At 58.7% G+C, this 26,990-nt stretch carries 16 protein-coding genes and 3 pseudogenes; 17 read left to right on the top strand and 2 right to left on the bottom strand.

Translation table 11 applies throughout. From position 1 onward, the window contains the following. Nucleotides 1-717, top strand: a pseudogene (locus tag HMPREF9162_RS12610) (ABC transporter ATP-binding protein); the annotation flags it as partial. Nucleotides 718-777: 60 nt separating this feature from the next. After that, complete coding sequence (locus tag HMPREF9162_RS12605) at nucleotides 778-1,626, top strand: ABC transporter ATP-binding protein (protein ID WP_037350406.1); 849 nt, start codon at nucleotides 778-780, stop codon at nucleotides 1,624-1,626. A gap of 103 nt (nucleotides 1,627-1,729) precedes the next feature. Here the strand turns inward: HMPREF9162_RS12605 and HMPREF9162_RS07345 are convergent, their stop codons facing one another. Beyond that, a complete protein-coding gene (locus tag HMPREF9162_RS07345) occupies nucleotides 1,730-2,647 on the bottom strand; it encodes a metal ABC transporter substrate-binding protein (RefSeq protein ID WP_009657477.1) in 918 nt (305 codons plus the stop codon). Nucleotides 2,648-2,873: 226 nt separating this feature from the next. Here HMPREF9162_RS07345 and HMPREF9162_RS07340 point away from each other — a divergent pair, with 226 nt between their 5' ends. The 13 genes and pseudogenes from HMPREF9162_RS07340 to guaA all read left to right on the top strand — a co-directional run bounded on the left by HMPREF9162_RS07340 (nucleotide 2,874) and on the right by guaA (nucleotide 25,037). Then, the gene (locus tag HMPREF9162_RS07340) at nucleotides 2,874-4,520 is read left to right on the top strand and encodes a putative manganese-dependent inorganic diphosphatase (protein ID WP_009348966.1); all 1,647 of its coding nucleotides are present in this window, start codon (nucleotides 2,874-2,876) and stop codon (nucleotides 4,518-4,520) included. A gap of 72 nt (nucleotides 4,521-4,592) precedes the next feature. Then, on the top strand, nucleotides 4,593-6,836 hold the full coding sequence (gene pcrA, locus HMPREF9162_RS07335) for a DNA helicase PcrA (protein ID WP_009438961.1): 2,244 nt from the start codon (nucleotides 4,593-4,595) through the stop codon (nucleotides 6,834-6,836). A gap of 7 nt (nucleotides 6,837-6,843) precedes the next feature. Further along, complete coding sequence (gene ligA, locus HMPREF9162_RS07330) at nucleotides 6,844-8,862, top strand: NAD-dependent DNA ligase LigA (protein WP_009752815.1); 2,019 nt, start codon at nucleotides 6,844-6,846, stop codon at nucleotides 8,860-8,862. A gap of 39 nt (nucleotides 8,863-8,901) precedes the next feature. After that, a complete protein-coding gene (locus HMPREF9162_RS07325) occupies nucleotides 8,902-10,047 on the top strand; it encodes an exonuclease SbcCD subunit D (protein WP_009752878.1) in 1,146 nt (381 codons plus the stop codon). Further along, nucleotides 10,044-13,124: an AAA family ATPase gene (locus HMPREF9162_RS07320; RefSeq protein WP_009752787.1), complete on the top strand. Its 3,081-nt coding sequence runs from the start codon at nucleotides 10,044-10,046 to the stop codon at nucleotides 13,122-13,124. The genes HMPREF9162_RS07325 and HMPREF9162_RS07320 overlap by 4 nt, the downstream gene beginning before the upstream one ends. Further along, nucleotides 13,121-16,665 (top strand): annotated as a pseudogene (locus tag HMPREF9162_RS07315) (PD-(D/E)XK nuclease family protein). The gene HMPREF9162_RS07320 and the pseudogene HMPREF9162_RS07315 overlap by 4 nt, the downstream one beginning before the upstream one ends. Further along, nucleotides 16,655-20,499: pseudogene (addA, locus tag HMPREF9162_RS07310) on the top strand (helicase-exonuclease AddAB subunit AddA). Before HMPREF9162_RS07315 ends, addA begins: the two co-directional pseudogenes overlap by 11 nt. 87 nt (nucleotides 20,500-20,586) lie before the next feature. After that, nucleotides 20,587-20,934 (top strand): histidine triad nucleotide-binding protein, encoded by a 348-nt coding sequence (locus HMPREF9162_RS07305; RefSeq protein WP_009752831.1) that lies wholly within the window; start codon nucleotides 20,587-20,589, stop codon nucleotides 20,932-20,934. Between the two features lie 141 nt (nucleotides 20,935-21,075). Further along, a complete protein-coding gene (gene rpsU / locus HMPREF9162_RS07300) occupies nucleotides 21,076-21,258 on the top strand; it encodes a 30S ribosomal protein S21 (RefSeq protein ID WP_005841552.1) in 183 nt (60 codons plus the stop codon). Nucleotides 21,259-21,349: 91 nt separating this feature from the next. Next, a complete protein-coding gene (locus tag HMPREF9162_RS07295; RefSeq protein ID WP_009657508.1) occupies nucleotides 21,350-21,793 on the top strand; it encodes a GatB/YqeY domain-containing protein in 444 nt (147 codons plus the stop codon). A gap of 101 nt (nucleotides 21,794-21,894) precedes the next feature. Next, a complete protein-coding gene (gene recA / locus HMPREF9162_RS07290; RefSeq protein WP_009348957.1) occupies nucleotides 21,895-22,977 on the top strand; it encodes a recombinase RecA in 1,083 nt (360 codons plus the stop codon). Further along, nucleotides 22,974-23,459, top strand: coding sequence for a regulatory protein RecX (locus HMPREF9162_RS07285; RefSeq protein WP_009438957.1), 486 nt, complete (start codon nucleotides 22,974-22,976; stop codon nucleotides 23,457-23,459). The genes recA and HMPREF9162_RS07285 overlap by 4 nt, the downstream gene beginning before the upstream one ends. Nucleotides 23,460-23,477: 18 nt before the next feature. Continuing rightward, nucleotides 23,478-25,037, top strand: a complete 1,560-nt coding sequence (guaA, locus tag HMPREF9162_RS07280) for a glutamine-hydrolyzing GMP synthase (protein WP_009752856.1) — start codon at nucleotides 23,478-23,480, stop codon at nucleotides 25,035-25,037. A gap of 114 nt (nucleotides 25,038-25,151) precedes the next feature. Here guaA and HMPREF9162_RS07275 read toward each other — a convergent pair whose 3' ends face one another. Beyond that, the gene (locus tag HMPREF9162_RS07275; RefSeq protein WP_254655377.1) at nucleotides 25,152-26,204 is read right to left on the bottom strand and encodes an IS30 family transposase; all 1,053 of its coding nucleotides are present in this window, start codon (nucleotides 26,202-26,204) and stop codon (nucleotides 25,152-25,154) included. 246 nt (nucleotides 26,205-26,450) lie between these two features. Here HMPREF9162_RS07275 and HMPREF9162_RS07270 point away from each other — a divergent pair, with 246 nt between their 5' ends. Both HMPREF9162_RS07270 and HMPREF9162_RS07265 read left to right on the top strand, forming a co-directional pair. Then, nucleotides 26,451-26,708 carry a hypothetical protein gene (locus HMPREF9162_RS07270; protein WP_254655374.1) on the top strand — a complete coding sequence of 86 codons (258 nt, stop codon included), beginning with the start codon at nucleotides 26,451-26,453 and terminating at the stop codon, nucleotides 26,706-26,708. Then, nucleotides 26,705-26,974 (top strand): restriction endonuclease, encoded by a 270-nt coding sequence (locus HMPREF9162_RS07265; RefSeq protein WP_037350403.1) that lies wholly within the window; start codon nucleotides 26,705-26,707, stop codon nucleotides 26,972-26,974. Before HMPREF9162_RS07270 ends, HMPREF9162_RS07265 begins: the two co-directional genes overlap by 4 nt. Nucleotides 26,975-26,990 lie beyond the last annotated feature (16 nt).

Genomic DNA, 26,990 nt, shown 5'->3' with positions numbered 1-26,990 from the left:
ATGCAGATAGAGGTGAAAAACCTTTGCGTCGCTTATGAAGGCACGGAGATGGTGCATGATGTGAGCTTTTCGCTCGGCGAAGGCGAAGTGCTCTCCATTGTCGGTGAAAGCGGCAGCGGCAAAACGACCGTGATTCGCGCCATGATCGGCTGTCTGCCGAGCGTCGGCAAGGTCACGGGCGGACAGATTCTGTTCGATGGGAAGGATATGACGCAGGCGAGTGACGCGGACTGGCGCAAGGTCAGCGGCGGCACGGCGGCAATGATCTTTCAGGACAGCGGCAGTATGCTTGATCCGATTCAGACCATCGGACAACAGTTCGTCGAATACATTCAGACACATGAGGACGTGGGGACGAAGGAGGCAGCGGAGCGCGCGCAGGATATGCTCGCGCGGATGCACCTCAACAACCCTGCGAATGTGATGAAGAGCTATCCGTTCGAGCTGTCCGGCGGTATGCGTCAGCGTGTCGGCGTTGCGATGGCGATGTTTTTCAGCCCCGCGCTGCTTCTTGCCGACGAGCCGACCTCGGCGCTCGATGTGACGACGCAGGCACAGGTCGTTAATGAGCTGATGGATATTTGCCGCAAAGACGGCACGTCCATCGTCATGGTGACACACAACCTCGGTGTTGCTGCCTATATGTCGGATCAGATCATGGTCATGCGCTATGGCAAGGTCTTGGAACACGGCACGGCGGAAGAGGTTATCGAACACGCGCAGAGCGACTATACGAAGGAGCTCTTGCTCGCCGTACCGCAGATTGGGGGGAAAGCTATGCAGCCGGAGCGTGAGGAAATCCTGCGCATCGAACACATCACGAAGCGCTTTCCCATCGCAGGCGGAAAGGTTCTGACCGCCTGCGACAATGTGACGTTCCCCGTCTACAAAGGGGAGCTGCTCGGCATCGTCGGAGAGAGCGGCTGCGGAAAGAGTACGCTCGTGCGTACACTGATGCAGCTGCACGCCCCGTCGGAAGGACAGATTTTCTTCCGCGGGCAGGAGATTACGGGACTCAAGGGCGAAGAGGCGCGCAATATGCGCCGCAACATCCAAATGGTGTTTCAGGATCCCAATACGGCGTTCAACCCGAAGATGAAGATCAAGGACATCATTTGCGAGCCTCTGCGGAACTTTGGTCTCCTCAAGGGCAGTGCGCGCGATAAGGCGGCGGAGTTGCTGCGTCTCGTCGATCTGCCCGAGGACTTTGCGGATCGCTATCCCGCGAACATGAGCGGCGGCCAGCGTCAGCGTGTCGGCATCGCCCGCGCCCTTGCGCTCGAGCCGGCGATTCTCGTCTGCGATGAGGCGACGAGTGCACTCGACGTCTCCGTGCAGGAGAAAATCGTCGAACTGCTCATCCGTATTCAGAAGGAGCGGGATCTCACGATCCTCTTCATCTGTCACGATCTTGCGCTCGTCTCCATGCTCTGCACGCGTGTTGTCGTTATGTATTTCGGCAAGGTTGTCGAAGAACTCGACGGCAAAGATCTCGCACATGCAAAGCATCCGTATACACAGAAACTTCTCAAATCTGTGTTCTCGCTGTTGCCAAAGGGAAAAGCACCGCGCATCGACCTCTCGGACGATATGCCGAGCCCTGAGGATCAGGAAGCCGCGGGCTAAATCAATTAACGAAAAAACGGGACTGCCGTTCCTCTGTATGACAGAGAGCGGCAGTCCCATTTTCGATTGTATGAGACTTTATATGAAGAGAAGAGGTATATTTTTACTGAAGCGCTTCCTTGAGCGTATTCATATTCTTACGCATCGTGTCGAGGTACGCATCCTTTGCCGCCGGCGTTGCCTCGCCCGTGACGACGGGATCAAGCGTATAGATCTTCGCACCTGTCTCGCGCGCGATGGTCTCTGCGGCGGCAGGGGAATACTGCGGCTCGGTGAAGAGAACCTTGGCAGAAAGTCCTTTGACCTGTTCGATGGTTTCCTGCAGTTCGGTCGGTGTCGGCTCCGTGCCCGGCTCACGCTCAACAACGCCGATGATGTTGAGATGGAACTCCTCGGCAAAATAGGGGAATGCTTCGTGGAATGTCACGATGTCCTTGTGCGGCACATTATCGAGTGCGGCGTGCATCTCTGTCTTGAGCGACGTGAGTTTTTCGATGTAGGCGGCAGCATTCTTCTCATAGGCGTCCGCATGGGCGGGATCGGCTTCCTTGAGCTGGTCGGCAATGTTGCGCACCTGCTGGATCGCATCCGTCACGCTGAGCCAGACGTGCGGGTTGTCGCCCTCCTCGTCGTGGATGAGCTTGATGCCGCGTGACGCGTCGATGACCTTGAGATTTTTCTGCTGCTCGGTCACTTTGTCCATGAAGTCCTCCATGCCTGCGCCGTTGATAACGAATGCATCGGCATTCTCGAGGGTCTTCATATCCTCCGTCATGAGCTGATAGTCGTGCAGACAGCCTGTCTGCGGCTTCGTCATGTTGTGTACCTCAACGCCGTCGACCCCCTGTGTGATGTTGATCGTGGCAACATACATCGGGTAGAACGACGTGACGATGCGGAACGGCTGCGCCGGCTGTTTGTCCGCAGGTTTTTCCGCCGCTTTGTCCGTACCGCCGCAGCCGACGAGCGCGAGGGATAGGACGAGCATCAAAAGGGAGAGAATCTTCGTTGTACTACGCATGGGTAATCGATCTCCTTAGAGTGAAAATAAATATGGGGTAAGTCTCATGAAGTGAATCATAACGATATTGAAAAGAATTGTCAATAGAAATGAAAACATTCAGTTATTTTCATATCATATGCTATAGACGATGTTTTTATTTTCAAAATTTGAATCATCTAAACGAGTATGCTATAATAAAACCACAGTATGCGGTGTATCGAGACCGCTCTAGGGAGGAATTATTTTGAACGTTGCAAAGCCGATTTACGTCATCGGACATCGCAATCCGGATACAGACTCCATCTGCTCAGCGATCGGGTACGCTCATCTGAAACAGTCGCTCGGGGTCAACGCTGTGGCAGCGCGCGCTGGGAAAATCAATAAGGAGACAAAGTTCGCGCTGGAATATTTCCATGTGGAACAGCCGCTGCTCATTCCCGATCTCTATCCGCGCGTGAAGGACATCGCGATGGACTGCAAGATTGTCGTTCGTCAGCACGACACGCTGCGTCATCTTGGAGAGGTGCTGCGCCACAATGATTTGAGGTCGATCCCGGTGACGGACAGTCAGGGGATTCTCGTCGGCATCGTCTCTGTCAGCGACCTCGCGAAGCGTTATTTCCAAGAGCTTGGCATGACGAATCTCTCCGATATGCGCGTGCGCTATCGTGACATCATCCATGCGACGGACAGCAACGTGCTGGTCTCAGGCGAAGAGGGCGAGACGATCAAGGGGCAGATCCGCATCGCAGCGGGCAGCGTACATACGATTAAAAAACTTGTCAAGCAGAACGACATTGTCCTCATCGGCGACCGCAAGGAAGATATTGTCCTTGCATGTATCGATCAGGGCATTTCCTGTCTCATCGTGACCGGAGACGGGCGCATTCCCGCAGAGGCGATTGAGGAGGCGGAGAAGCGCGGTATCTTTGTCCTGTCGACGCCCTACGATACCTATACGGTGGCACGTCTCATCAACCAGTGCGTGCCGATTCGCCGCATTATGCACGACAATCCGATCTGCTTTAAGCCGCTTGATCTGCTCTCGGATATCAAGGGGACGATGGAGGAGACGAATTTCCGCAACTACCCGGTGCTCGAGAACGGGCGCATCGTTGGTCTTGTGAGCCGCGACCGGCTCGTCGTCTCCGAACCTGTGCGCGTCATTCTCGTTGATCACAATGAGCGCAATCAGGCGGTCGAGGGCATCGAGGATGCGAAGATTGTCGAGATCATTGATCATCATCGCTTTGGCGGAATCAGCACGAGCGAGCCGATCTACACTCATGCGGAGCCGGTCGGCTGCACGGCAACGATTGTGTCGAATATGCACTGGCAAAACGACATTGATATCCCGCCGTCGATTGCGGGGCTGCTGCTGTCTGCAATCATCTCGGATACTGTGCTCTTTAAGTCTCCTACCTGCACACCTGCTGATAAGAAGGCGGCGGAGCGCCTTGCGGAGATCGCGAACGTCAATCTCAATACCTACGGGCTGGATATGCTCAAGGCAGGGTCGAGCGTCGGCAATATGACACCGATGGAGATCGTGCGCAACGATCTGAAAGAATTTACCATCGGTACATATCGTGTGATTGTGAGCCAAACCTCGGTCATGGGGACAAAGGAAATCATGGAGAAGGAGGACGAGCTGATCGCAGCAATGAAGTCGATCTGCGAGTCTGAGGGCTTTGACATGAGTCTCGTGATGATTACGGACATCCTCGAGGAAGCGACGTATCTGCTCTTTACCGGCTCGCCGCGTACGCTGATCGGCGAAGCGTTCCGCAAGGATACGAGCGGAACGCATCTTTATCTGCCGGGCGTGATGTCGCGGAAAAAGCAGATCATTCCGCCGCTCTCTGAGGCAGTCAAGCGTATTAAATCGTAAAAATCGTCAGTATGATAGGGGCGGCGTTTGCCATGTGGCAGCCCGCCTTTCTTATTGGGAAAAGGAGCTTTCATGGATCTGTTTCAAGGGCTGAACGAGCCGCAGCAACGCGCCGTTGCCTGTCTCGAGGGACCGCTGCTCATCGTGGCGGGCGCAGGCTCTGGCAAGACGCGTGTTCTGACTTACCGCATTGCCAATCTTTTGGCGCATGACGTGCCGCCGTACCGCATCCTCGCCATCACGTTTACGAACAAGGCGGCGCGCGAGATGCGCGACCGTGTCGACACGCTCATCGGCGAGGCGGCGCACGATGTGTGGCTGAGCACGTTTCACTCGTTCTGCGCGCGTTTTTTGCGCATTGAGATCGAGCATCTAAAGGGCTATGAGAAAAATTTTGTCATCTACGATGCGGCGGACAGTAAAGGTCTCATCCGCGAATGCCTCAAAGAGCTGAATATCGACGAGAAGCATACGGCGCCGGGTGCGGTGCAGTCGCACATCTCGGACGCGAAGAATAATCTCTTAACGGCGGCGCAGTTCGCGGCGGGGGCGGGCGACTTCTTTGCCGAGCAGGTCGCGAAGGTCTATGAACTCTATCAGTCGAAGCTGCGCGCGAATAACGCGCTCGATTTTGACGATCTCCTGATGCTGACGGTTGCGGTGCTCTCGCAGAATGAAGAGGTGCGCAGGAAGTATCAAGAGAAGTTCCGCTACATCCTCGTGGACGAGTATCAGGACACGAACGGGGCGCAGTACAACATCACGAAGCTTCTCGCGGGCGGGCATCGGAATATCTGCGTTGTGGGCGATGCGGATCAGTCCATCTACGGCTGGCGCGGCGCGGATATGCGCAATATCCTCAATTTCGAGCGCGACTATCCGGAGGCGACGGTCATCCTGCTCGAGCAGAACTACCGCTCGACGAAGAATATCCTCGAAGCTGCAAATGCGGTCATCGAGAACAATTTGGATCGCAAAAAGAAGGCGCTGTGGACGGACAATGTGCAGGGCGATCCCATTGTCGTCTACGAGGGGGCGACGGAGAAGAACGAGGCGTCCTATATCGTGCGCGAGGTGGAGCGTCTGCATACAATGTTCAACGTTAAATACGGCGATATTGCCGTGCTCTATCGGACGAATGCGCAGTCCCGCAACATTGAGGAGGCATTCTACGCATCGGGCGTGCCCTATTCGATGGTGGGCGCGGTGCGGTTTTACGATCGGCGCGAGATCAAGGATATCATCGCATATCTGCGCGTGATCTACAATCCGCGCGACACGCTGAGTCTCCTGCGCATCATCAACGTGCCGCGGCGCGGGCTGGGGCAGACGACGCTTGCGCGCATGGCGGAGCTGGCGGCGGAGCACCGAATATCGCTGTTCGAGATCATTACGGACAGTCAAATGCTCGCCATGATTCCAAAACTCTCCGGGAAGGTGAAATTTGCGCTTGAGGATTTCGCCGCGCTCGTCTTTACGTTCATGGGGCAGCTCGGCACGCGTCCGCTGCACGAGATCGTGGAGGACATCATCGAGGAGTCGGGCTATGCGAAGGCGCTCGAGGAGGATAAAAAGGAGGACAACCGCGATCGCCTTGAGAACCTGCGCGAATTTATCAGCGTGGCAAAGAACTTTGAGGACGGCGCAGCCGAGGGGGAGAACGGTCTCGAGGACTTCCTCGCGCAGATTTCCCTGATCTCGGATGTGGATCAGGCGGAGCAGTCGGACGGCAGCGTGACGCTCATGACCTTCCACGCGGCGAAGGGGCTGGAGTTCCCGACCGTATTCATGGCGGGCATGGAAGAGGGGCTGTTCCCGCATTCACGGACGCTCCTCGACGACGACGAGATCGAGGAGGAGCGACGTACCTGCTATGTCGGCATCACGCGCGCCGAGAGGCGGCTCTATCTGACACACGCGCGGCAGCGGACGATCTACGGGCGGACGGAGATGTCGCGCCCCTCGCGGTTCCTCGCGGAGATTCCGGAGCATCTCGTGGAGCACAAGCAGGCGGACTTTGCGGCGGAGGGCGATATGCGCGGCGGGCGCACCGACGTTTGGGGGCGTGGGGCAAACGGCGTGCGGCGTCCCTATATGCCGCCCCCGCCGCAGCATACGGCGGAGGACGGGAGCGTGATTCGTCCCGATGCGGCGGCAAAGTTTACGGCGGGCGACGCCGTACGTCACAGCAAATGGGGCGACGGGCACGTCGTCTCCATCCGCGGCGAGGGCGAAGATGCGGAGCTGACCATTGCGTTTCCGGGCGAGGGAATCAAAAAATTCGTGCAAAAATATGCACCCATTTTGAAATTGTGAGGATGCTATGAGCGACATTCAGATGGTCAAGGCGGAGCTGGCGGAACTGCGCAGGCAGATTCGCCGGTATTCGAAGCAGTATTATGACGACAACGCTTCCGACATATCGGATTATGAGTTCGATCAACTCATGCTCCGGCTGAAGGCGATCGAGGCGGAGTACCCCGAGCTCATCACGAAGAATTCACCGACGCAGAAGGTCGGCGGCTCGGCGCAGCGGACGGCGGGCGTACTCGTGAAGCACGATGTCCCTATGCTGTCCTTACAGGACGTATTCAGCGAGGCGGAGATTCGGGATTTTGTCGCGGGCATACGCGCGCATTTTCCGGCGGCGGAGTTTGTCGTCGAGGAGAAGATCGACGGGCTGTCGCTCGCGCTGCGCTACGAAAACGGCGTGCTCGCGCGTGCCGTCACGCGCGGCGACGGCATCGTGCAGGGCGAGGACGTGACGGAGAACGCGCGCATGATTGCAGATGTGCGGGAGCAGCTTAGCGACGCGCCCGTGTATTTTGAAGTGCGCGGCGAGGTCTATATGGAGCGCGCGGCGTTTGCGGCAGTCAACGAGCGGCAGGAGCTGCTGGGGCTGAAGCCGTTTGCGAATCCGCGCAACTGTGCGGCGGGCACACTGCGTCAGCTCGATGCGCGCGTAACGCGCGAGCGCAGGCTCTCGATGTTCGTCTTTAACTTGCAGCGCACGGAGGGGCGGACGTTTGCGTCGCATACGGCGTCATATGACTTTATGCGCGCGCAGGGGATAAAGATCATCGCGGGATATCGCGTTTGCCGCACGGCGGACGAAGTGTGGGCGGCGATCGAGGAGATCGGGGCGCGCCGCGGCAGTCTGCCCTATGACATCGACGGCGCGGTGGTCAAGGTCAACGATTTTTCGCAGCGCGCGGAGCTGGGGGCGACGGCAAAGGCGCCGCGCTGGGCAATCGCTTATAAGTATCCGCCCGAGGAAAAAGAGACGGTGCTCCGAGAGATCGAGCTCTCCGTCGGTCGTACGGGGCGCATCACGCCGACGGCGGTATTCGACCCCGTGCAGCTCTGCGGTACGCGCGTCGAGCGTGCGACCCTGCACAATCAGGACTATATCGCGGGGCTGGACGTACGCATCGGTGACACAATCCTCGTCTATAAATCCGGCGAAATCATCCCGCGCGTGAAGGCGGTCGTCCTCGAGAAACGCCCCGCGAGCACCGTGCCGTACGTCATCGGCGATACCTGTCCCGTCTGCGGTGAACCGGCGGTGCGCGAGGCGGATACCGCCGATATGAAGTGTCAAAATCCCGTCTGCCCGGCGCAGGTGGAGAATCACATTCTTCATTTTGTCAGCCGTACGGCGATGGATATCAAGGGCTTCGGCACGTCGGCGGTCATTGCATTGACACATGCGGGATATTTACATGATATTGCTGACATCTATACATTACATCAACATCGTGATGAACTGATTTCCTCGGGCATTATCGGTCGCGAAAAGACCGTTGATAAACTTCTCGACGCTGTTGCGCACAGTAAGGAGAATACGCCCGACCGACTCCTCACGGGACTCGGCATCGCGGGCATCGGACGCGCGGCGGCAATCTCTTTGATGCAGGAGTTTCCTTCCGTCGATGCGCTCGCGGAAGCGGCGCGCGGCGATGCGGAGAAAATTCTCGCCGTGCCCGATATGGGCGAAGTCAGCGCGCGCAGTCTCGCGGAGTTCTTTGACTCAGAGGCGGGCAGGGGGCTGCTTGAGAAATTCCGTGCGGCGGGGGTGAACTTTGTATCCGCGCCCCGGGAACGCACGGGAACGGCGCTCGAGGGCAAGTCTTTCGTCATTACGGGAACCCTGCCGACGCTCTCGCGCGAGGAATGCGCGGCGCTCATTACGGCACACGGCGGCACGGTGAAAGGCTCTGTGTCGAAAAAGACGGACTATCTCGTCGCGGGCGAAGCGGCGGGCAGCAAGCTCGCGAAGGCGGAGTTCTTGGGCGTTCCCGTGCTGGACGAAGCGGCGCTACGGCGGATGATAGAAGAATAATTTGGATCGGAATCGCATCCGAATGGAGTGAAGGGATCTATGCGTTTTATCCATACGGCGGATTGGCATTTGGGAAAGCTGTTCGGACAACGGCACATGACGGAGGATCAGGCGTATGTGCTGGACGAGCTGATCGCGCTCTGCGACGACCTACGCCCCGACGCGCTCGTCATCGCGGGCGATATCTATGACCGTGCGATCCCGCCGCCCGAGGCGGTGGCGCTCTTCAGCGAGACGCTTGCAAAGCTCGCCCTGCGCGGCGTCAAGGTGCTCTTTATCGCGGGCAATCATGACAGCGCCGTGCGTCTAGGCTTTGGTGCGGAGCTGCTGCGCGCCTCGGGCGTCTACCTTGCGGGGATGGTGCGCGCCGCAGAGCCGCCCGTTGTGCTTTCCGATGATTATGGGGACATCTATTTTTCCCTGATTCCCTACGGTGATCCGCCGCATGTAAAGGATGCCTTTGCCCTAGAGACGATGCCGTCCTTTGACGCGGCGCTTGGTGTGCAGATTGCCGCGGCGCGGGCGCAGATCCCTGTGGGTGCGCGCAGTGTGGCGGTCGCACATGCCTTCGTCATCGGCGGGCAGACCTCGGAATCCGAACATGCGCTTTCGGTTGGCGGCAGCGATCAGGTCAGCGCCGAGAATTTTGCGGCATACGACTATACGGCGCTCGGACATCTCCATGCACCGCAGCGGGCAGGCGCGGAGCATATACGATATTCCGGTTCGCTGCTCAAATATTCGTTTGACGAAGCACGGCAGAAGAAGGGCGCCGAACTCGTCGAAATCGACGGTGCGGGCGCGGCGTCTCATACGTTCTATCCGCTCACGCCGCGTCATGATGTGCGTATCGTCAGCGGTCTCATGAACGAGCTCATGGCGGATGGATTCGACCCGCTCCCGCACGACGACTATATCTGTGTCGAGCTGCTTGACAGCGACGCCGTGCTCGCCGCGCATGAGAAGCTGCGCCATGTTTATCCGAATCTCTTTTCCATCACGCGCCCCAATGTCAATATGGGGCGTCTTTCTTCGAATGAGAGAAGCTATGAGCGCGGAAAGTCGGAACTCCACCTCTTTGCGGAGTTCTTTGCCGATGTGACACGGGAGAAGCTATCGGCGGAGGAGGAGCACGCACTCATCCGCGTGATCGACGGACTGGAAAAGGAGGCGAGGGAAGCGTGAGACCGCTGAAGCTGCGGATGCAGGCGTTCGGTTCGTATGTCGAGGAACAGATACTGGACTTCGAGACGGCGCTGTCGGGCGCGCCCTTTGTCCTCATCCATGGAGCGACGGGCGCAGGGAAAACGACGATACTAGACGCTATTGTATTTGCGCTGTATGGCGAATCAAGCGGCGATGTACGCGAGGGAGCTATGCTGCGTTCCTCCGCCGCACCGCCCGAACGCGTCACGGAAGTGGAGTATACATTTGCGCTCGGCAGGCGGCGGTATCGTGTTCTTCGCTCTCCCGGCTATGAGCGTATGTCGCGGGGAAAGATGACGCGACGTACACCGAGAGGGGAGCTCTATCGTCTGCCGGATGTGGGGGAAGAGGGCGAAGAGGTACTGCTGGATTCGAATGTGACGGAGGTCTCAAAGCGCATCGGAGCGCTCATCGGATTCGACGCCGATCAGTTCCGTCAGGTCATCCTGTTGCCGCAGGGGCAGTTCCAGCGGTTTTTGCTCGCCGAGGTCAAAGACCGCAGCGCGATCATGCAGCGGATCTTCCGCACTGAGCGGTATCGGCGGCTGGAGGAGGCTCTGACGGAGGAAGCCCTCGTACTTGAGCGCGCATCGGCGGAGGATCGTGCGCGCACGGAGCAAATGCTGCAAACGCAGGAGCTCGCATCCACCGAAGAACTCCGCGATCGCATCGACCGGCTCGACGCGGATACGAAACAGTATGCGGCGCGTCTCGGCACGCTCGAAAAGACTGCCCGGGACGCGCGACGCGCGCGTGAGCAAGGGGCGGCGGCGGAAATGCGTCTCGGCGCGCTTGCCGAGGCACGGAAAAAAGCGGATGAGATGCGCGCGAAAGTAGATACCGTGGAGGAGTTTCGCAGAAAACTCGACCGTGCAAGGCGCGCGATGCCCGCGTTCTATAAAGCTCAGGAACTGCGGCAGGCGGACGCGCAGGCGCGGCGCAGAGCCGAGGAATATAAAGCCGCGGCGGAGCAATTTGCAAAGGCACAGGCGGCATCCCGTACGGCGCAGGAATTGCTGAAGCGTGAGGAGGTGCGCGAAGCGGAGCGTACGCAGCTCGCAGAGCGGATCAGGACACTTACGGGATACAGCGCGCAGGCGGCGCAGCTCACGGAGTGCCGCAGCGCGGTAGAGCATCTGCGCACCCGGACGGCGCGCGCACAGGAGGAGAAAACCGCCGATGCGGCGGCGTTGAGCGCGCTGACGGAGGAGATCCGGCGGACGGAGCAGCGGATTGCCGCGTGCGACCAAATCCTAGCGACCGAGGAAGCCGCGGCGCAGGAATCCGAGCGGCTGAACCGCTGCCGCCGCGCCGCGCAGGAGGAAGCGGCGCACGCCGCCAAGCTCCCGGCGCTGAAGAATGCAGAGCAGGCGGCAGGGCAAGCGTTCAAAGATGCGGAGCAACATTTGAACGACGCCAAAGCAAAACGGCGTCGGATGCAGCTCCTCTATGATCTTGGGAGCGCCGCGCGGCTCGCCGAAAAACTCGCGGACGGGACGCCGTGTCCCGTCTGCGGGGCAATATCTCATCCCCATCCCGCCGTACATGCGGAAGACATTCCTACGGCGCAGGAGCTGGATGCGGCGGCGCAGGCGGAGGACGCGGCGGAGCAGAATCTGCGGCAATGCCGCGTGCAGGAGGAAGAATGCAGAGCGCAGCGGGAGCGCGCAGAGCAGGACGTGCGCCACGCCCGGCAAACGCTGACGGATTACCTCGGCGCGGATACGTTAGAGGAACTGACGCGGCGTACGCAGGAGCGCGGCGATGCTCTCGCGCGCGCACGGTCGGAGCGTAGGGATGCACAGACGCAGCTCGACAAGGCGAAGCTCCGCCGCGCGCAGACGGAGGAATCTGCCGCCGCAAAGGAGAAGACGGTGCAGGAGACGAACGATAAACTCCGTTTGCGCGAGGGCGAGATGCAGGGGCTTGAGACACAGCTTCCCGAGGAATATCGGGATATGGCATTGCTCGAAACGGAACTGAATAAACTAAAAGGGGTGCTAGAGACGGCAAATGCATCCTATCTCGCGGCACAGCGGAAGGAAAAAGAGACCGCAGCCGATTTTGCGCGCGCGGAAACGGAACTGCGCGTGAAAAAGGCCGCCACAGAGGAGAGCGCAGAGATACATCGCGCGGTTGCGGAGGCGTTTGCCGCCGCGCGCACGGAAGCGGGCTTCGCATCGGAGGAGGAGTACCGCACGGCGGTTGAAGGTCGCTGGTCGGAAGCCGCCTATCAGGAAGAAGTCGAAGCACGCATCAAGAAGCACACGGACAACTACAATACAGCGCTGGAGCTGCTGAAACAGGCGGAGACTGCCGCCGCGGGGCTTACTGCTCCCGATACGCCTGCGCTCATAGCGGCGGAGACGGCGGCGGATGCGGCGGTCAAGGAGGCGTCGCAGGCGCAGGGCAGCCGCATGGAGCGGCTCGCGGGGCTGCGCCGCATGGCGGCGGATATTGCGGCACTGGAAAAGACGGGCGAGGAGCGCGCGGAGAAATACCGCATCATGGGCAAACTGGCGCAGGTTGCCGCGGCAAAGCCGCCGTATCAAGTGCATTTCCAGACTTATGTCCTGCGCTCCATCCTGAGCGACGTCATCGAGGCGGCAAACGCGCGGCTCGTCATGATGAGCCGCGGACGCTACCGTCTCGTCCACGGCGAAGGCGGGCATAAAAACAAGTGGTGGGGGCTTGAGATCGACGTGTTCGACGAGTATACGGGACTTCCGCGCGGGTCGCGGACGCTCTCGGGCGGCGAGACCTTTCTCGCATCGCTCTCGCTGGCACTCGGGCTGTCCGATGTCGTACAGCATTATGCGGGTGGAATGCATCTCGACATGATTTTTATCGACGAGGGGTTCGGCTCGCTTGACAGCGAGACGCTCGATGTCGCCGTCCGCGCTTTGCTTGAGGTACAGCGGGAGGGCGGACGGCTCGTCGGCATCATCTCCCATGTGGAGGAACTACGCGCGCGCATTCCCGTGCATCTCCTCGTGGAACGGACAGCACAGGGGAGCAGGGCGCGCTTTACGGAGGGCGGCACGGAGGCGTTATGACGGCGACACTAGAGTTTATCATCGGACGCGCGGGGACGGGCAAGACGCACGCCTGTCTCATGGCGATGAAGGATGCGCTCACGCGCGAGCCGCTGGGCAGACAGCGGATTTTGCTCGTGCCCGAGCATATGACCTACGCCGCGGAGCGCGCGCTCGCCGAGGTCTTGACGAGCGGCGCAGGTTTTTTGCAGGCATACGTCTTTGGGTTCCGCAGATTTGCGCGTCAAGTGCTGATCGAGACGGGGGGAGCACATCTGCCGCGCATCAGCGATATTGGGATGCGCATTTTGCTCAAGGACATCCTCATCAAGCGCGCGGGTGACCTATCCGCCTTTGCGCGTTCGGTGCATAAACGCGGATTTACCGAGACGCTGGGAAGCACGATTGCGGAACTCAAACGCTATCGGATTCATCCGGATATACTGCGCACAGCTGCCGAGCAGGCGGCGACCGGACGACTGCCGCAAAAACTCGCGGATCTCTCAATCGTCATGGAGGACCTTGCTGCGCGTATGGAGGGACGCTATACGGATCAAACCGACCGGATGGAGCGTCTCGCCCGGCAGCTTGGCACGGCGTCCTTCCTCCGCGATGCGGAGATTTGGGTGGACGGCTTCGATTTTTTCAACCCGCAGGAGCTTGCCGTATTTCGCGCGCTCTTTCATACGGCGGGCGCGATCCATGTGACACTCACGATGGAGGGACGCCGGGACGGCGGACATGTGCGCGTCAACCTGCCGGAGAACACGCAGGATACAGGGCTGTTTTCCCGCGGCTATCGAGCGATGCGAGATCTCGACCAAATTCTAGCGGAAATCGATCCGCAGGCAGCATCTTCGATTCAACTGATGGAAGTGCAGCGGCGCACGCACCGGTCTTCTCTCGCGGCAATCGAGGGACATCTCTTCGGTCACGACCGGATTGTGCCGTGCGGGGACGGTGCGCTCCGCCTCGTGGAGGCGGCGAATCCGCGCCTTGAGGCGGAGGCTGCGGCGGCGGACATTCTGCGCCTCACGCGCGAACAAGGGTACCGCTACCGTGAGATCGCCGTGTTCGTGCGCGATATGCCCTGTTATGCGGAGCTGCTAACGTTGACCTTCGCGGACTACGGCATTCCGTGTTATTTGGATGCGAAGCGTCCGAGCACGCATCACCCGCTCGCCGAGCTTCTGCGTGCTGCCGCCTGGACGGCGTGGCGCGGCTGGGGATATGAGACGATGTTTCGTGCACTGCGTACGGGATTTTTCCCCGTGCTCGGCGCATCGGAGGAAGAGACAAAAGTACTTGCTCCCTCGGGCGACTGGCAGGAGGCGGTGGATCGCCTCGAAAACTACTGTCTCGCGTACGGCATTCGTACGCAGCGGCAGTGGACGGCGACGGAGGATTGGGATTTTGCGCGGCGCGCGATTGCGTCGGATGCCTATGAGAGCGAGGAAAATGCCGCGCGCATTGCCGAGGAGATCGCGCTCGACGCCGTGCGCAGGCGTATCGCCGCGCCGCTCGCCCTGCTGAAGGAACGCCTGAGCCGGGCGCAGGGGACGGCGCGCACGCGTACACAGTCCCTCTATGAATTACTCATGGAGCTAGACGTGCCGCGCATTTTGGAGACATGGCGCACGGCGGCGGATGCCGAGGGGCGGCTTGCCGATGCGGCGGCACATCGGCAGATTTGGACGTCCTGCATGAACCTCTTTGATCAAATGGTCGAGACCGGTGGGGACGAGGAGATTTCCGCGCACGATTATGAGGAGATCCTCGGCGACGGGCTGGACGCGCTCGACATCGCGCTCATCCCGCCGGGGCTTGACCATGTGACGATTGCATCCTTTGACCAAAACAGTCTCGCGGGCATTCGTACCGTCTACATCGTTGGTGCGAACGCGGGAACAATGCCGCGCGCGGGCGCGCAGCAGGGCGTGCTCTCGGATGCCGAACGGCTCTCCATGAACGAGATGTTTCATGCGCTGCATGAGGGCGCCGCGCCTGAGATTTTCGGCGGGGGGCGGGAACAGAGCTTTTTGGAGCGATACCGTCTGTACCGCGGGTTCACGGCGGCGCGCGAATATCTGTGGGTATCCTACGCGCTTGCGGGGAGCGACGGCTCTGCGCTCTCCCCGTCGCCGCTCATCGCGCGCCTGCGCCGTCTCGAACCGTCGTTTTATCCATCCCGCTGGCGACGGTGGAACGGGAGGACGCGCTCGTACTCGCGGCGACGCGTCCCGCGCTCTCGGCGCTCTCGGGCGCACTGCTCGGGCAAAAGGAGCGCGGAGACATGCGTCCCCTGTGGCGGGACGTTTACAACTGGATGCGGAAGAGTGAAGAGATGCGTCCGCCCCTGCGTCTCATGGTCGGCGGGCTCTTTGCGCATCTGCGCGAGACGGAGATCCCCCCTGCGGTCGCAGTGCGTCTCTTTGCACCGCACCGCCGCATCGCCGGGAGCACGACGCGGCTCGAAGCGTTCCGCGCGTGTCCGTTCAGTCATTTTGCGAAATACGGACTTACGCTGCGGGAACGCGAGGTCTACGAATTTCAAAACAATGATTTCGGCACGCTCCTGCACGGCATTCTGCGCGGCTACGGCGAATGGGTACGCGCGGCGCATGGGAATGACTGGAGCACGGCGGCGCAGGAGGGCGATGCGAAAATCGACGAACTCCTCGCGCAGATCGTGCCGCAGGTTCGCTCTGCGGTGCTCCTGAGCCGTGCGAGCTATCGGCATCGCGTCGAACGCATCCGCAGGACGGCGCGGCAGGTGATCCGACGCCTGACCGCATGGGCTGCGGCGTCCGAGTTCCGCCCGCAGGGATTTGAGGTCGGCTTTGGGGGGCATGACGGCGTTCGGATCGCGGAGTTCCCGCTCGCGGACGGTATGACGCTCTCACTGCGCGGACAGATCGACCGCTATGACGTCTCGGAGGACGGGGCGTATTACATCGTGCTCGACTACAAGACGGGTACGGTGTCCCTTGAGCTGCCCGAGATTCGCCATGGGCTGAAGATGCAGCTGCTCCTCTATCTCTATGTGGTGCACTGCCTCCTGCGTGACGGTGCGCCTGCGGGGATGCTCTACGCGCCCGCCGTGAATCCCCTCATCGAACCCGATATACGGCTCGACGATGCCGCACTGCAAGATGCATCTGCAAAGAAATCGAAGCTGACGGGATTCCTCATCGACGATATGGACGTCATTCGGCGCATCGATGCGTTGACCGAGCACCTTTGCGTATCGATTACCGGAAAGAATGCGTTTTCCAAGGCGTCCGAAAAATATCTGCGTGTGCGGGAGGAGTTTGAAAGCCTGCTCAAATTCCTCCCGCAGCTCGTACGCGAAACGGCGGAGGAGATTCTGAGCGGTCGAATTGCAGCGGCGCCGTATCGGTTCAAACAGAGAACAGCGTGTGCGTTCTGTGCGTATCGTGTCGTCTGCGGATTTGCGCCGGAGCTCGGGGACGGTTACCGCGACATACCGAACGACGCGCAGGCTGCGATGGAGGAGATCACGGACGCCGTAAGAGAGGAGGGAGATACGGATGGCGAATGACATGCGCTTTACGGCGGATCAGCGCCGGGCGATTGAAACGCGCGGGCAGAACATCCTCGTCGCGGCGGCGGCAGGATCGGGCAAGACGCGCGTCCTCGTGGAGCGTATCATCGCGCAGGTGCGCAGCGGAGAACTTTCGCTCGACCGCGTGCTTGTCCTCACCTTTACGAAAGCGGCGGCGGCGGAGATGCGCGAGCGCATCGAGACTGCGCTCAATGCCGAGATTGACCGTATCGCGGAGGAGCGTGCGGCGACATCCGACGCGGACGAGGAGATCGCCGCGCTTGAACGTCAGCGCATTCTCCTGACGGGCGCGGATATTTCGACCTTTCACTCCTTTTGTCAGCGAATATTGCAGACGTATATCGAGGCGACGCAGATTCCGCCGAACTATCGGCTGGCGAGCGAGCAGGAGATTCTTCTGCTGACGAACGATGTCTTTGAGCGTCTGCTTGAGGAGAAATATAGCGCGGCGGCGGCGCAGGGCGATGCGGACGGTTTTCTCGCCTTTGCCGACGCCTACGTCGGGGATAAGGGGGGCGACGAACGACTGCAAAAGGCGGTACTTGCCCTCTACAAATTCTCGCTCAGTCAGCCCTCGCCCGAGACGTGGCTCGCCGCGCAGGGGAGCGTGCCGGATGATACGCCGTATTGGGAACGCGCCGGATTTTCGCTCCTCGTCGACGAGCTGCGCACGGCGCTCAGGAAGATCTGTGCGGATTACCGGCGCGCCCTCGCGCTGCTGTCGGAGGGGACGATGCGTTCCGTGCGGCGGCGGAAAAGACCCGTGACGCCGTGCTGAAGCATCTGGGCATCTACGAAGCCCTCGCGGGAGAGGTCGAGGTGTTCGCACATGCGCAGGACACGGCGGCATGGACGCATTTCGTGTCCGCAGCGACGGCGGCAAAAAAGGCGCGCGGCGCGATCCCGCGCAAAGACCTCGACGCCTATGCGCCGGAGATTGCCGCGGAGTTCAATCGTCTGACCAGGACTGTCTTTGCGGCGTGGGAAAAGCTCTTGAAGCGGCTCCCCAAGACTGCGGAGGATCTATGCGCGGCGGAAAACCGTGCAAACGCGGACATACGCCGGTTTGCGCAGCTCACAATAGATTTTCACGCGGCGATGCAGCGTGAAAAGATTGCGCGCGGCATCTTGTATTTCAGTGATCTCGAGCATGAAGCGCTGCATCTTTTGTGTGCGCACCCGGAAAAGCTGCAAGCCGATCCGACGATGGTCGATCCCACGGACATCGCCGTCGAGCTTCAGGGGCATTTTGACGCCATCATGGTGGATGAGTATCAGGATACGAACGGCTTGCAGGAGGGCATTCTGCGGCAGATCGCGCGCGGGGACAACCGCTTTATCGTCGGCGACGTCAAGCAGAGCATCTATCGATTCCGCCTTGCCGATCCCGTCCTCTTTCAGCAGACCTATCGCGCGTACCGCAGCGGGGCGGCGGAAGGAACGCTCGTCACGATGTCGGAGAATTTCCGCAGCCGCGCCGAAGTGCTCGAACCCATCAATTACATATTTTCGCAGATCATGACGGAGACCGCCGTCGATATTGCGTACGACGAGAAGGCGCGCCTGAATCCGGGGCGCAAATTCGACGAGCTACCGGGCGGGAAATCCCTTGCCGCGCCCATGGAGGTGAACCTGCTGCGCGTCGACTACACCGACCGCGCAGATGAAGAGGAAAAGGAGGAGGGGGAGGAAGAAAGCGGCGAGGAGCTCGGCAAATTCGAGGTGGAGGCGCGCTTTATCGCGCGGCGCATCGTAGAACTGATCTCCGAGAAATATATCGTGCACGACGGCGGGGGCGGGCATCCGCTGACTTACAGCGACATCGTGATCCTCCTGCGCGCGGCGAAGGGGCGGGCGGAGATTCTCATCGAGGCCCTGCGCGATGCGGGTATCCCCGCCTATGCCGACGAGCCGGGCGGCTACTTTGAGAGCGGCGAGATCCGTATGATGCTCGCCCTGCTCGCGGCGCTCGATAATGCGCGGCAGGATACCGCGCTCGCCGCGGTACTCGCATCGCCCATGATCGGGCTGCGCATGGAAGAGCTTGCGGAACTGCGTGCGCATACGCCCCGGGGCAGCATTTACGACATGCTGACGGCAGACGGGGGAGACGAGCTGCCCGCGGAACTCATGACACGCGCCCGGCACGCGCTTGAACGCATCCGAGCGTGGCGCCGCTATGCGCTCGTGCACAGCGTTCCCGAACTCCTTTGGATGCTCTATCGCGATACGGGATACTACGACTATGTAGGGACGCTGCCCGGCGGCGTCCTGCGGCAGGCAAATCTGCGTATGCTCATCGACCGTGCGTCCGAATTTGAACGCACGAATGAGCGCGGGCTCTTCCGTTTCCTGCGCTACATCGACGCATTGCGCAGCCGCAGCACGGATCTCTCCGCCGCGCGTACGCTCGGCGAGAGCGAGAACGTCGTGCGCATCATGACCATTCACAAGAGCAAAGGGCTTGAATTTCCCGTCGTGTTCCTCTCCAATATCGGCGGCTCGTTCAACGAGAAGGATACGGGCGGCGATCTCCTCTATCACGCGCGGGAGGGCATCGGGCTTCGCCTGTTCGAGAACACGGAGGCGGGACGTCAGCGATACGATACACTCTCCCTGCGCCGCGTCAAAGACGTGATCGCGCGCGAGACCAAGGCAGAGGAGATGCGCATCCTCTACGTCGCCATGACGCGCGCACAGGAAAAACTGATCCTGACCGGAACGCTGAACGTCACGCGCAGCGGCAAGGACAAACTTGAGCAACTGCGTGAGAAATGCTTGACGTATGCGCAGGAGACGGGGGCAGTCCTGCCGGATGCGGCAATCCTCGGCGGGAAATCCTATCTCGACTGGACCGCGCTGGCGCTCATGCGGCATCCGGACGGCGCGCCGCTTTTTGAAGCGGACACCGAGATTACCCCATACCTGCCCGTGTCTCCTGCGGCGCGGTTTGATGTCCGCCTGTTCGACGAAGACGCGCGTGCCGCCCGTCGCCGGGCGGCGGACGAGGACGATCCGATCCTTGCCGCCGTCCGTGCCGACGATCCTCTGCCCGAGGGGGGCAGAGCGGAGGAGGTCGCGCGCATCCTAGATTGGCATTACGACGCGCGCGGCACGGAGCATATCCACGCGAAGACCAGCGTCACGGAGCTCAAATGCCGCCGTGCGGAACTCATCGAGGAGATGCCGCCGCCCTTTGCCCCGGCGTTTGGAGATACGAGCGCAGAGATGGCGGAAGCGTGGGAAACACCGCGCTTTCTCCGCAGCGACGCGCGCGCGTACCTCACGCCAATGGAGCGCGGCATTGCTATGCATACGTTCATGCAGCAGCTTGATCTCACGGATGCCGCGGACATCGATGCCATCGTGCGGCAGGCGAACACGCTGCTCGAGAAGGGCATACTCACCGAGGCGGAGCGCGAGAGCATCCGCATCGAACACGTATGGAAATTCGCCGCATCCCGGCTCGGACGCCGGATGCGTGCCGCAAAGGCGGTCTACCGAGAGCTCCCTTTCGGGCGTCTCCTGCCCGCGCAGAAGTACTATGCCGAGGCGCAGGACGCGGAGGACAAAATCTTTCTGCAAGGCATCATTGACGTTCTCTTTGAGGAGGACGACGGCGGCTACGTCCTGCTCGACTACAAGACCGACCGAAAAATCTCCGCCGCAGCGGCGCGGGCGCGCTACCAATTTCAAATCGACTTGTACGGAGAAGCCGTGGAGACCATTCTCGGGAGACCCGTGAAAGAACGCTGGCTCTTCCTGCTCGATACCGGGCAAGAGGTGAAGATGTGGGACGCGGGGAAATGATCTTCCGTGTGAACATTGTGCAGGAATATGGATGCCCGCGGCGAATCATTTTGGTAAAACCAATGCATAGAAAAGGAAGTGAACGATATGGCGGATTGTATCTTTTGTAAAATCGCGTCGGGGGAAATCCCTTCAGGGAAAGTCTACGAGGACGAGAGCGTGCTCGCGTTTCGCGACCTCGAACCGCAGGCGCCGACGCATGTCCTCATCATCCCAAAGAAACATATCGGCAGCATCATGGCGCTGACCGGCGCGGACAAGGAACTCGCGGGGCACATCCTCACCGAGGTCGCGCCTGCCGTTGCGCGCTCCTGCGGCGTGGACGAGGGCGGCTTCCGACTGGTCGCGAACACCGGCGCGGACGGCGGACAGACCGTCGGGCATCTGCATTTCCACCTGCTCGGCGGGCGGGCTATGACGTGGCCGCCGGGGTGAGTGCGGAACGCATAGAATGAGAATGAGTATTTTATGAGAATTTTAGTTCGATGATTGACATGAATTATCCCCATAGAGTATAATGTATTCGTGTCATTTATTGGCGCGAAATTACTCCGCGCGTGGAGGGAGGGGAAATGCATGGCAAATGAAATCAAGGTCGGCAAAAATGAGTCGATCGACAGTGCTCTCCGCCGCTTTAAGCGTATGTCACAGAAAGCCGGCACACTTGCAGAAGTGCGCAAGCGTGAACATTACGAGAAACCGAGCGTTCGCCGCAAAAAGAAGTCTGAGGCAGCGCGTAAACGCAAATACAGAGGCTGATTGCAAAGGGCATCCGTGGACGCTGTACCACGGATGTTTTTCTTTATCCTTATATGTGTTCCCCGAAATGATGCAGAAAGGAAGTTATCTCATGACATTAATGGAACAGTTGACCGCCGATATGAAGGAAGCAATGAAGCAGGGGGAGAAGGAACGTCTTTCCGTCATTCGGCTTGTGCGCGGCGCTGTACGACAAGCGGAAATTGATGGAAAAAAGACGCTCACTGACGACGAGGTGCTCGGTGTTATTGGGAAGGAAGTCAAGATGCGCCGCGATTCTATCGAGGAGTTTGAGCGCGGCGGACGTGCCGATCTCGTCGAAAAGACGCAGGCGGAGATTGCCGTTCTCATGCCGTATCTGCCGGAGCAGTTGAGTGCGGATGAGATCAAAAAGATTGTTGAAGAAGTCATTTCCTCTGTCGGCGCCTCCTCATCCAAGGATATGGGTAAGGTGATGGGAGCATTGATGCCGCGCGTGAAGGGGCGTGCGGACGGGAAGCTCGTCAACGAAACTGTCCGCGCACTGCTCCAATAAATATTTGCGGAACGGTGGGAAATCCCCGTGTTTTCTTTGACAAAACACCGGGGATTTTCGTATAATTAGTGAGAATTTGTTGATGTGAAGGAGCGGACGACATGGCGGAGAAAGAAAAGAAAGACAGTAAAAAAGACAAGCCCATGACGCGGGAGGAGGCACTTGAGCAGGCGCTCAAGCAGATTGAAAAGGCGCACGGCAAAGGCGCTATCATGCGCCTTGGTGAAGCGCAGGCGAACATGAACATCGAGGTTATATCGACAGGTATTCTGCCGCTCGATATTGCTCTCGGTGTAGGCGGCATCCCACGTGGCCGTATCATCGAGGTGTATGGACCGGAGTCCTCGGGAAAGACGACTGTCACGCTTCATATGATTGCAGAAGCGCAGAAAGCAGGCGGCGTGGCGGCGTTCATCGATGCCGAACACGCACTTGACCCGGAGTATGCCAAGCGGCTCGGTGTTAATATCGAGGAGCTTCTTATATCACAGCCGGATACGGGGGAACAGGCACTTGAGATCGTCGATGCGCTCGTGCGCAGCGGAGCGGTTGACATCATTGTCGTGGACTCCGTCGCAGCCCTTGTGCCAAAGTCGGAAATAGATGAGGATATGGGATCGTCTCATGTCGGCCTGCAGGCGCGTCTCATGAGTCAGGCAATGCGCAAGCTCACGGGCATTATCAGCAAGACACGCACGGTAGCCATCTTTATCAACCAGCTCCGCGAAAAGATCGGCGTTACCTATGGCAACCCGGAGACGACAACGGGCGGGCGTGCATTGAAATTTTATGCATCCGTGCGTATCGATGTACGGCGCAGTGATACGATTAAACAGGGCTCGGATTCGCTCGGCAACCGTACGCGTGCAAAGATTGTTAAAAACAAGGTTGCGCCGCCGTTCAAGACCGCAGAGTTTGATATTATGTACGGTGAAGGAGTGTCACGCATTGGCAGCATCATTGATATGGGCGTCGATCTCGACATCGTGGATAAGAGCGGTGCGTGGTACTCCTATGAAGGGACGCGTCTCGGCCAGGGGAAGGAAAACGCAAAGGCAGCACTCGAAAGCAAACCGGAACTCATCGCAGAGATTGAGGGAAAAATTCGTGAGCAGCTCTTGACGATCGGAGGCGTCGGCGGAGAAGATACACCGGATGCGGTCGACGCGGAGACTGAGGCATGACCGAGGAAGAACATAAATCGGGGCGAAAAAAATCCGCAGAGAAAACGGCGCTCGTCACCGCGGTGGATTATCTCGCGCGTCAAGCTCACAGTGAGAAGAAGCTGCGCGAGAAACTTCAGCGCAAGGGCTTTCCGCAGGAAGAGATTGATGCGGCGATAGAGCGGCTCATCGAGTGGAAGTATCTTGACGATGCGGATCTCTGCGCACAGCAGTTCATGTATCTCTACAATGAGAGCCGCTATTCCGTGCGGCAGATTTTCGTCAAGCTCATGCAGCGCGGATTCGATAAGGAACTCATTCGCAGTGCGGTTCCTCCGGACACGGCGGAGCGCGAGGCAGCTGCGGCGGAGCGTGTGCTTGCGATGAAGTTCAAACCGACGGATAAGAAGCAAAAGATGATGGCAAATCTCTACCAAAAGGGCTTTTCCGTCGATACCGCCCATGCCGCCGTGCGTAATTTTACAGAAGGTGCAGAAGCATAACAGCAGAAAGGGACTTGCATGATGAATCAACCCGATGCCTCGGAAATGATTTTGGTGCTCGACTTTGGCGGACAGTATAATCAGCTGATTGCCCGCCGCGTACGCGAGAGCAGCGTCTATTGCGAGGTGCATCCGCACACGCTTTCGCTCGCTGAGATTCGTGCGCTTGCGCCGCGCGGCATCATCCTGACGGGAGGACCGAACAGTGTATACGGCGCGGAGGCGGTGACGGCGCCGAAGGAACTCTTTTCCATGGGGATCCCCGTGCTTGGCATCTGCTACGGGGCGCAGCTCATGGCACACCTGCTCGGTGGAACGGTTGAGACTGCGCCGACGAGCGAGTACGGCAGAACAGAGGTGGACATCACGGGGCAGGATTCTCTCCTCTTTACGGGGATTCCGGAAAAGAATGTCTGCTGGATGAGCCATACCGATTATATCAGCGGTATGCCTGCGGGATTTGCCCTAACGGCGCATACACCTGTCTGTCCGATCGCGGCGATGGAGAATGCGGCACAGCGTCTTTATGCCGTTCAGTTCCATCCGGAAGTCATGCACACGGAGCACGGGAGCGAGATCCTGCGCAATTTTGTCTACAACGTCTGTGGCTGCACGGGTACGTGGCGCATGGATTCCTTCGTACAGAAAACGATTGAGGAACTGCGTAAAAAGATCGGCGGCGGTCGTGCGCTTTGTGCACTTTCAGGCGGTGTAGACTCCTCCGTTGCAGCAGTGCTGCTCTCTAAAGCCATCGGCAAAAATCTGACCTGCGTCTTTGTCGATCACGGGCTTCTGCGCAAGAATGAGGGTGACGAAGTGGAGGCAGTGTTCGGCAGCGCCGGTACTTATGACGTCAACTTCATCCGCATCAATGCGCAGGAGCGGTTCTATGAAAAGCTCAAAGGTGTTACGGAGCCCGAGCAGAAGCGCAAGATCATCGGCGCGGAATTTATCCGCGTGTTTGAAGAAGCGGCGCATGAAATCGGCGCGGTAGACTTCCTCGTACAGGGAACGATCTATCCGGACGTAATTGAGAGCGGTCTCGGGAAGTCGGCGGTCATTAAGTCGCATCATAATGTCGGCGGTTTGCCCGACCATGTGGACTTTAAGGAGATCGTCGAACCGCTGCGGCTTCTCTTTAAGGATGAAGTACGCGCGGCGGGGCGCGAACTTGGCATCCCCGATTATCTCGTGGATCGCCAGCCGTTCCCGGGCCCCGGGCTCGGCATCCGCATTGTCGGCGAGGTCACGGCGGAGAAAGTGCGGATCGTTCAAGACGCGGATGCGATCTATCGTGAGGAGATTGCACACGCCGGCCTGCAAAAGAATCTCGGTCAGTATTTTGCCGCGCTCACGAATATGCGATCCGTCGGCGTGATGGGAGACGGGCGCACCTACGACTATGCCGTTGTCCTGCGCGCCGTTGTCACGACCGACTTCATGACCGCAGAGGCGGCACAAATTCCGTGGGAAGTGCTCTCCAAGGTCACGACACGCATCGTCAACGAAGTGCGCGGCGTCAACCGCGTTCTCTATGACTGCACCGGGAAACCGCCCGCAACCATAGAACTAGAATAAAATATGTCCCGGTGCTCTTCCGCGCCCTATGGATTCAAAAATAGATACATTAGACATCGTTTGAATAACAGTATTTAAGCGTGAATTGCAAGAGCAAGTTGAACAGTGATTTAATTAAGAAACATTTTCAATAGCGTATACTTCATCCAAGAAGGTGTTAAACAGTTCTGCTGGTGTTTGATAGTCGAGCACTCGACGAGGGCGGCTGTTTATCTCATCCGCTATGTTTAGGATGTCCTCGTCACTGTATCCGTCGATGCCCGTTCCTTTGGGGATATATTGGCGGAGGATGCCGTTGTGACGCTCGTTCTGCGGGCGTTCCCATGAGCTGTAGGGGGGAGCGAAGTACACCTTCGTGCCGAGGCTCTCAAGCTGCGTGAACGTCTCGCACTCTGTCCCGTTGTCAACGGTAATCGTCTTGAACACTTGGCTGAAACGGTCCTCTCCATATTCCGATTTCAAATGGGCGATGGCTTCTTCAATGCCGGCGCACGTGCGACCCGAGATGCGGATTGCGATGTAGTCGTGCGTCACCTTTTCCACAGCGGTAAATACGGCTGCGCCGCGCCCTTTTCGCGATCCGACAACGGTGTCGGCTTCCCAGTGTCCGATTTCCGTGCCTTCGTCCACAAGGGCAGGACGCTCCTGTATGCTACGCCCTTTCAGGCGCTTGTTCTTGCGGTTTCGCTTGCGCTTGCACTTTCGTCCGAGCGCTTGCGGGACATCGAACAGCGTCAGCGGAATCCTACCCGCCCACAGCATATTGTAAAGCGTCTTGGTGCATGGGATACCATCCTCGTCGAACCGTTTGTTCGCCCTGGCATCCCCGACGCACATGTCGATCGACCACTTGTTCTTACGGATTCTTTCGGTCATCCAACGCAGGAATGGCGCACAGCCTGCGCTGTCAAGCTTATACGGTCGTTTGGAGTTCTTTCGATGTTCGAGGTAAGCCCGTTGCCCACGCCTTGCCGTATATTGTGGAGACCGCCCGCGAGCAGCTTGGCGTTCGGGTGTCCCCCGCTTAAGCTCATAGTGGATCGCCGTGTGCGAGCATCCAACCCGTGCGGCTATGGCGCGAAGGGAGAATCCTTCGCGGTGAAGTGCCTGTATTTGCCCCCTTTCGTCAAGGGTAAAGTGCTTTCCCGATTTACGAACAGCTTCCATTGTGGTAGAATAGGCGTAATCCATAGTGATTGCTCCTTTGCTGATGTTTTGTAGCGGAACCATTATAGCACGGGATGTCACTATGGATTTTGTTTTTGTTTAGCTGTTCAACTTCATTTTACAACGAACCAAAAAATAGGAGAGTGAAGTTTTTAGGAATTAAGATTTGTTAAACATCAATATCCTTTATTACAGACAAAGATGAAGAATCGGAATGCGACGGCAAACTTGAATGAGGATGCGAACGTGAAAGCCGAAATTGACGAGATATGCAGCTTGTCGCCGAGGGAGCAGCCCAAGAGAAAAAGTCTTTATGCGGCTGCCGTAGAGGCTCTGCAAAAGTCTTCGTTTTTCCAACAGTATTTGAATTCGGATGAACTGGAGAACTTAGTTAAAATCTACATGAAAAAATCGGTGCAGATCGCGTCGATATACCGTCAAAAAATGATCCTAGGAAAGGAAACCATGCAGATGCAGACATCATTGCTGATTTTGACCGTTTGAAGGCTCGCGTATATATTCAGGTAAAGCAGCATGTGGGGGAGACGAACGAACATGCAGTAGAGCAGATCAGCAACTATAAGAAACAGCAAGCAGATTCGCTTGACGGTGAGTATACTCCCTTGGCATGGGCATTGACCTCTGCGGTATTTTCCGAAAAAGCAGTTCAAAAAGCGGGCGAGTGCGGCGTACGCCTCATCAATGGGGAAGAGTTCATTGGGATGCTGCTGGAAGCGGGCATTACCGATATTGACGCGGCGATTTCGTAACGTTGTACGATAATCA

The sequence above is a fragment of the Selenomonas sp. oral taxon 137 str. F0430 genome (genome assembly GCF_000183625.1).
Lineage (GTDB): Bacteria > Bacillota > Negativicutes > Selenomonadales > Selenomonadaceae > Centipeda > Centipeda artemidis.
The sequence above is the reverse complement of the archived record's forward strand: the minus strand, read 5'-3'. Positions and strand labels throughout refer to the sequence as shown.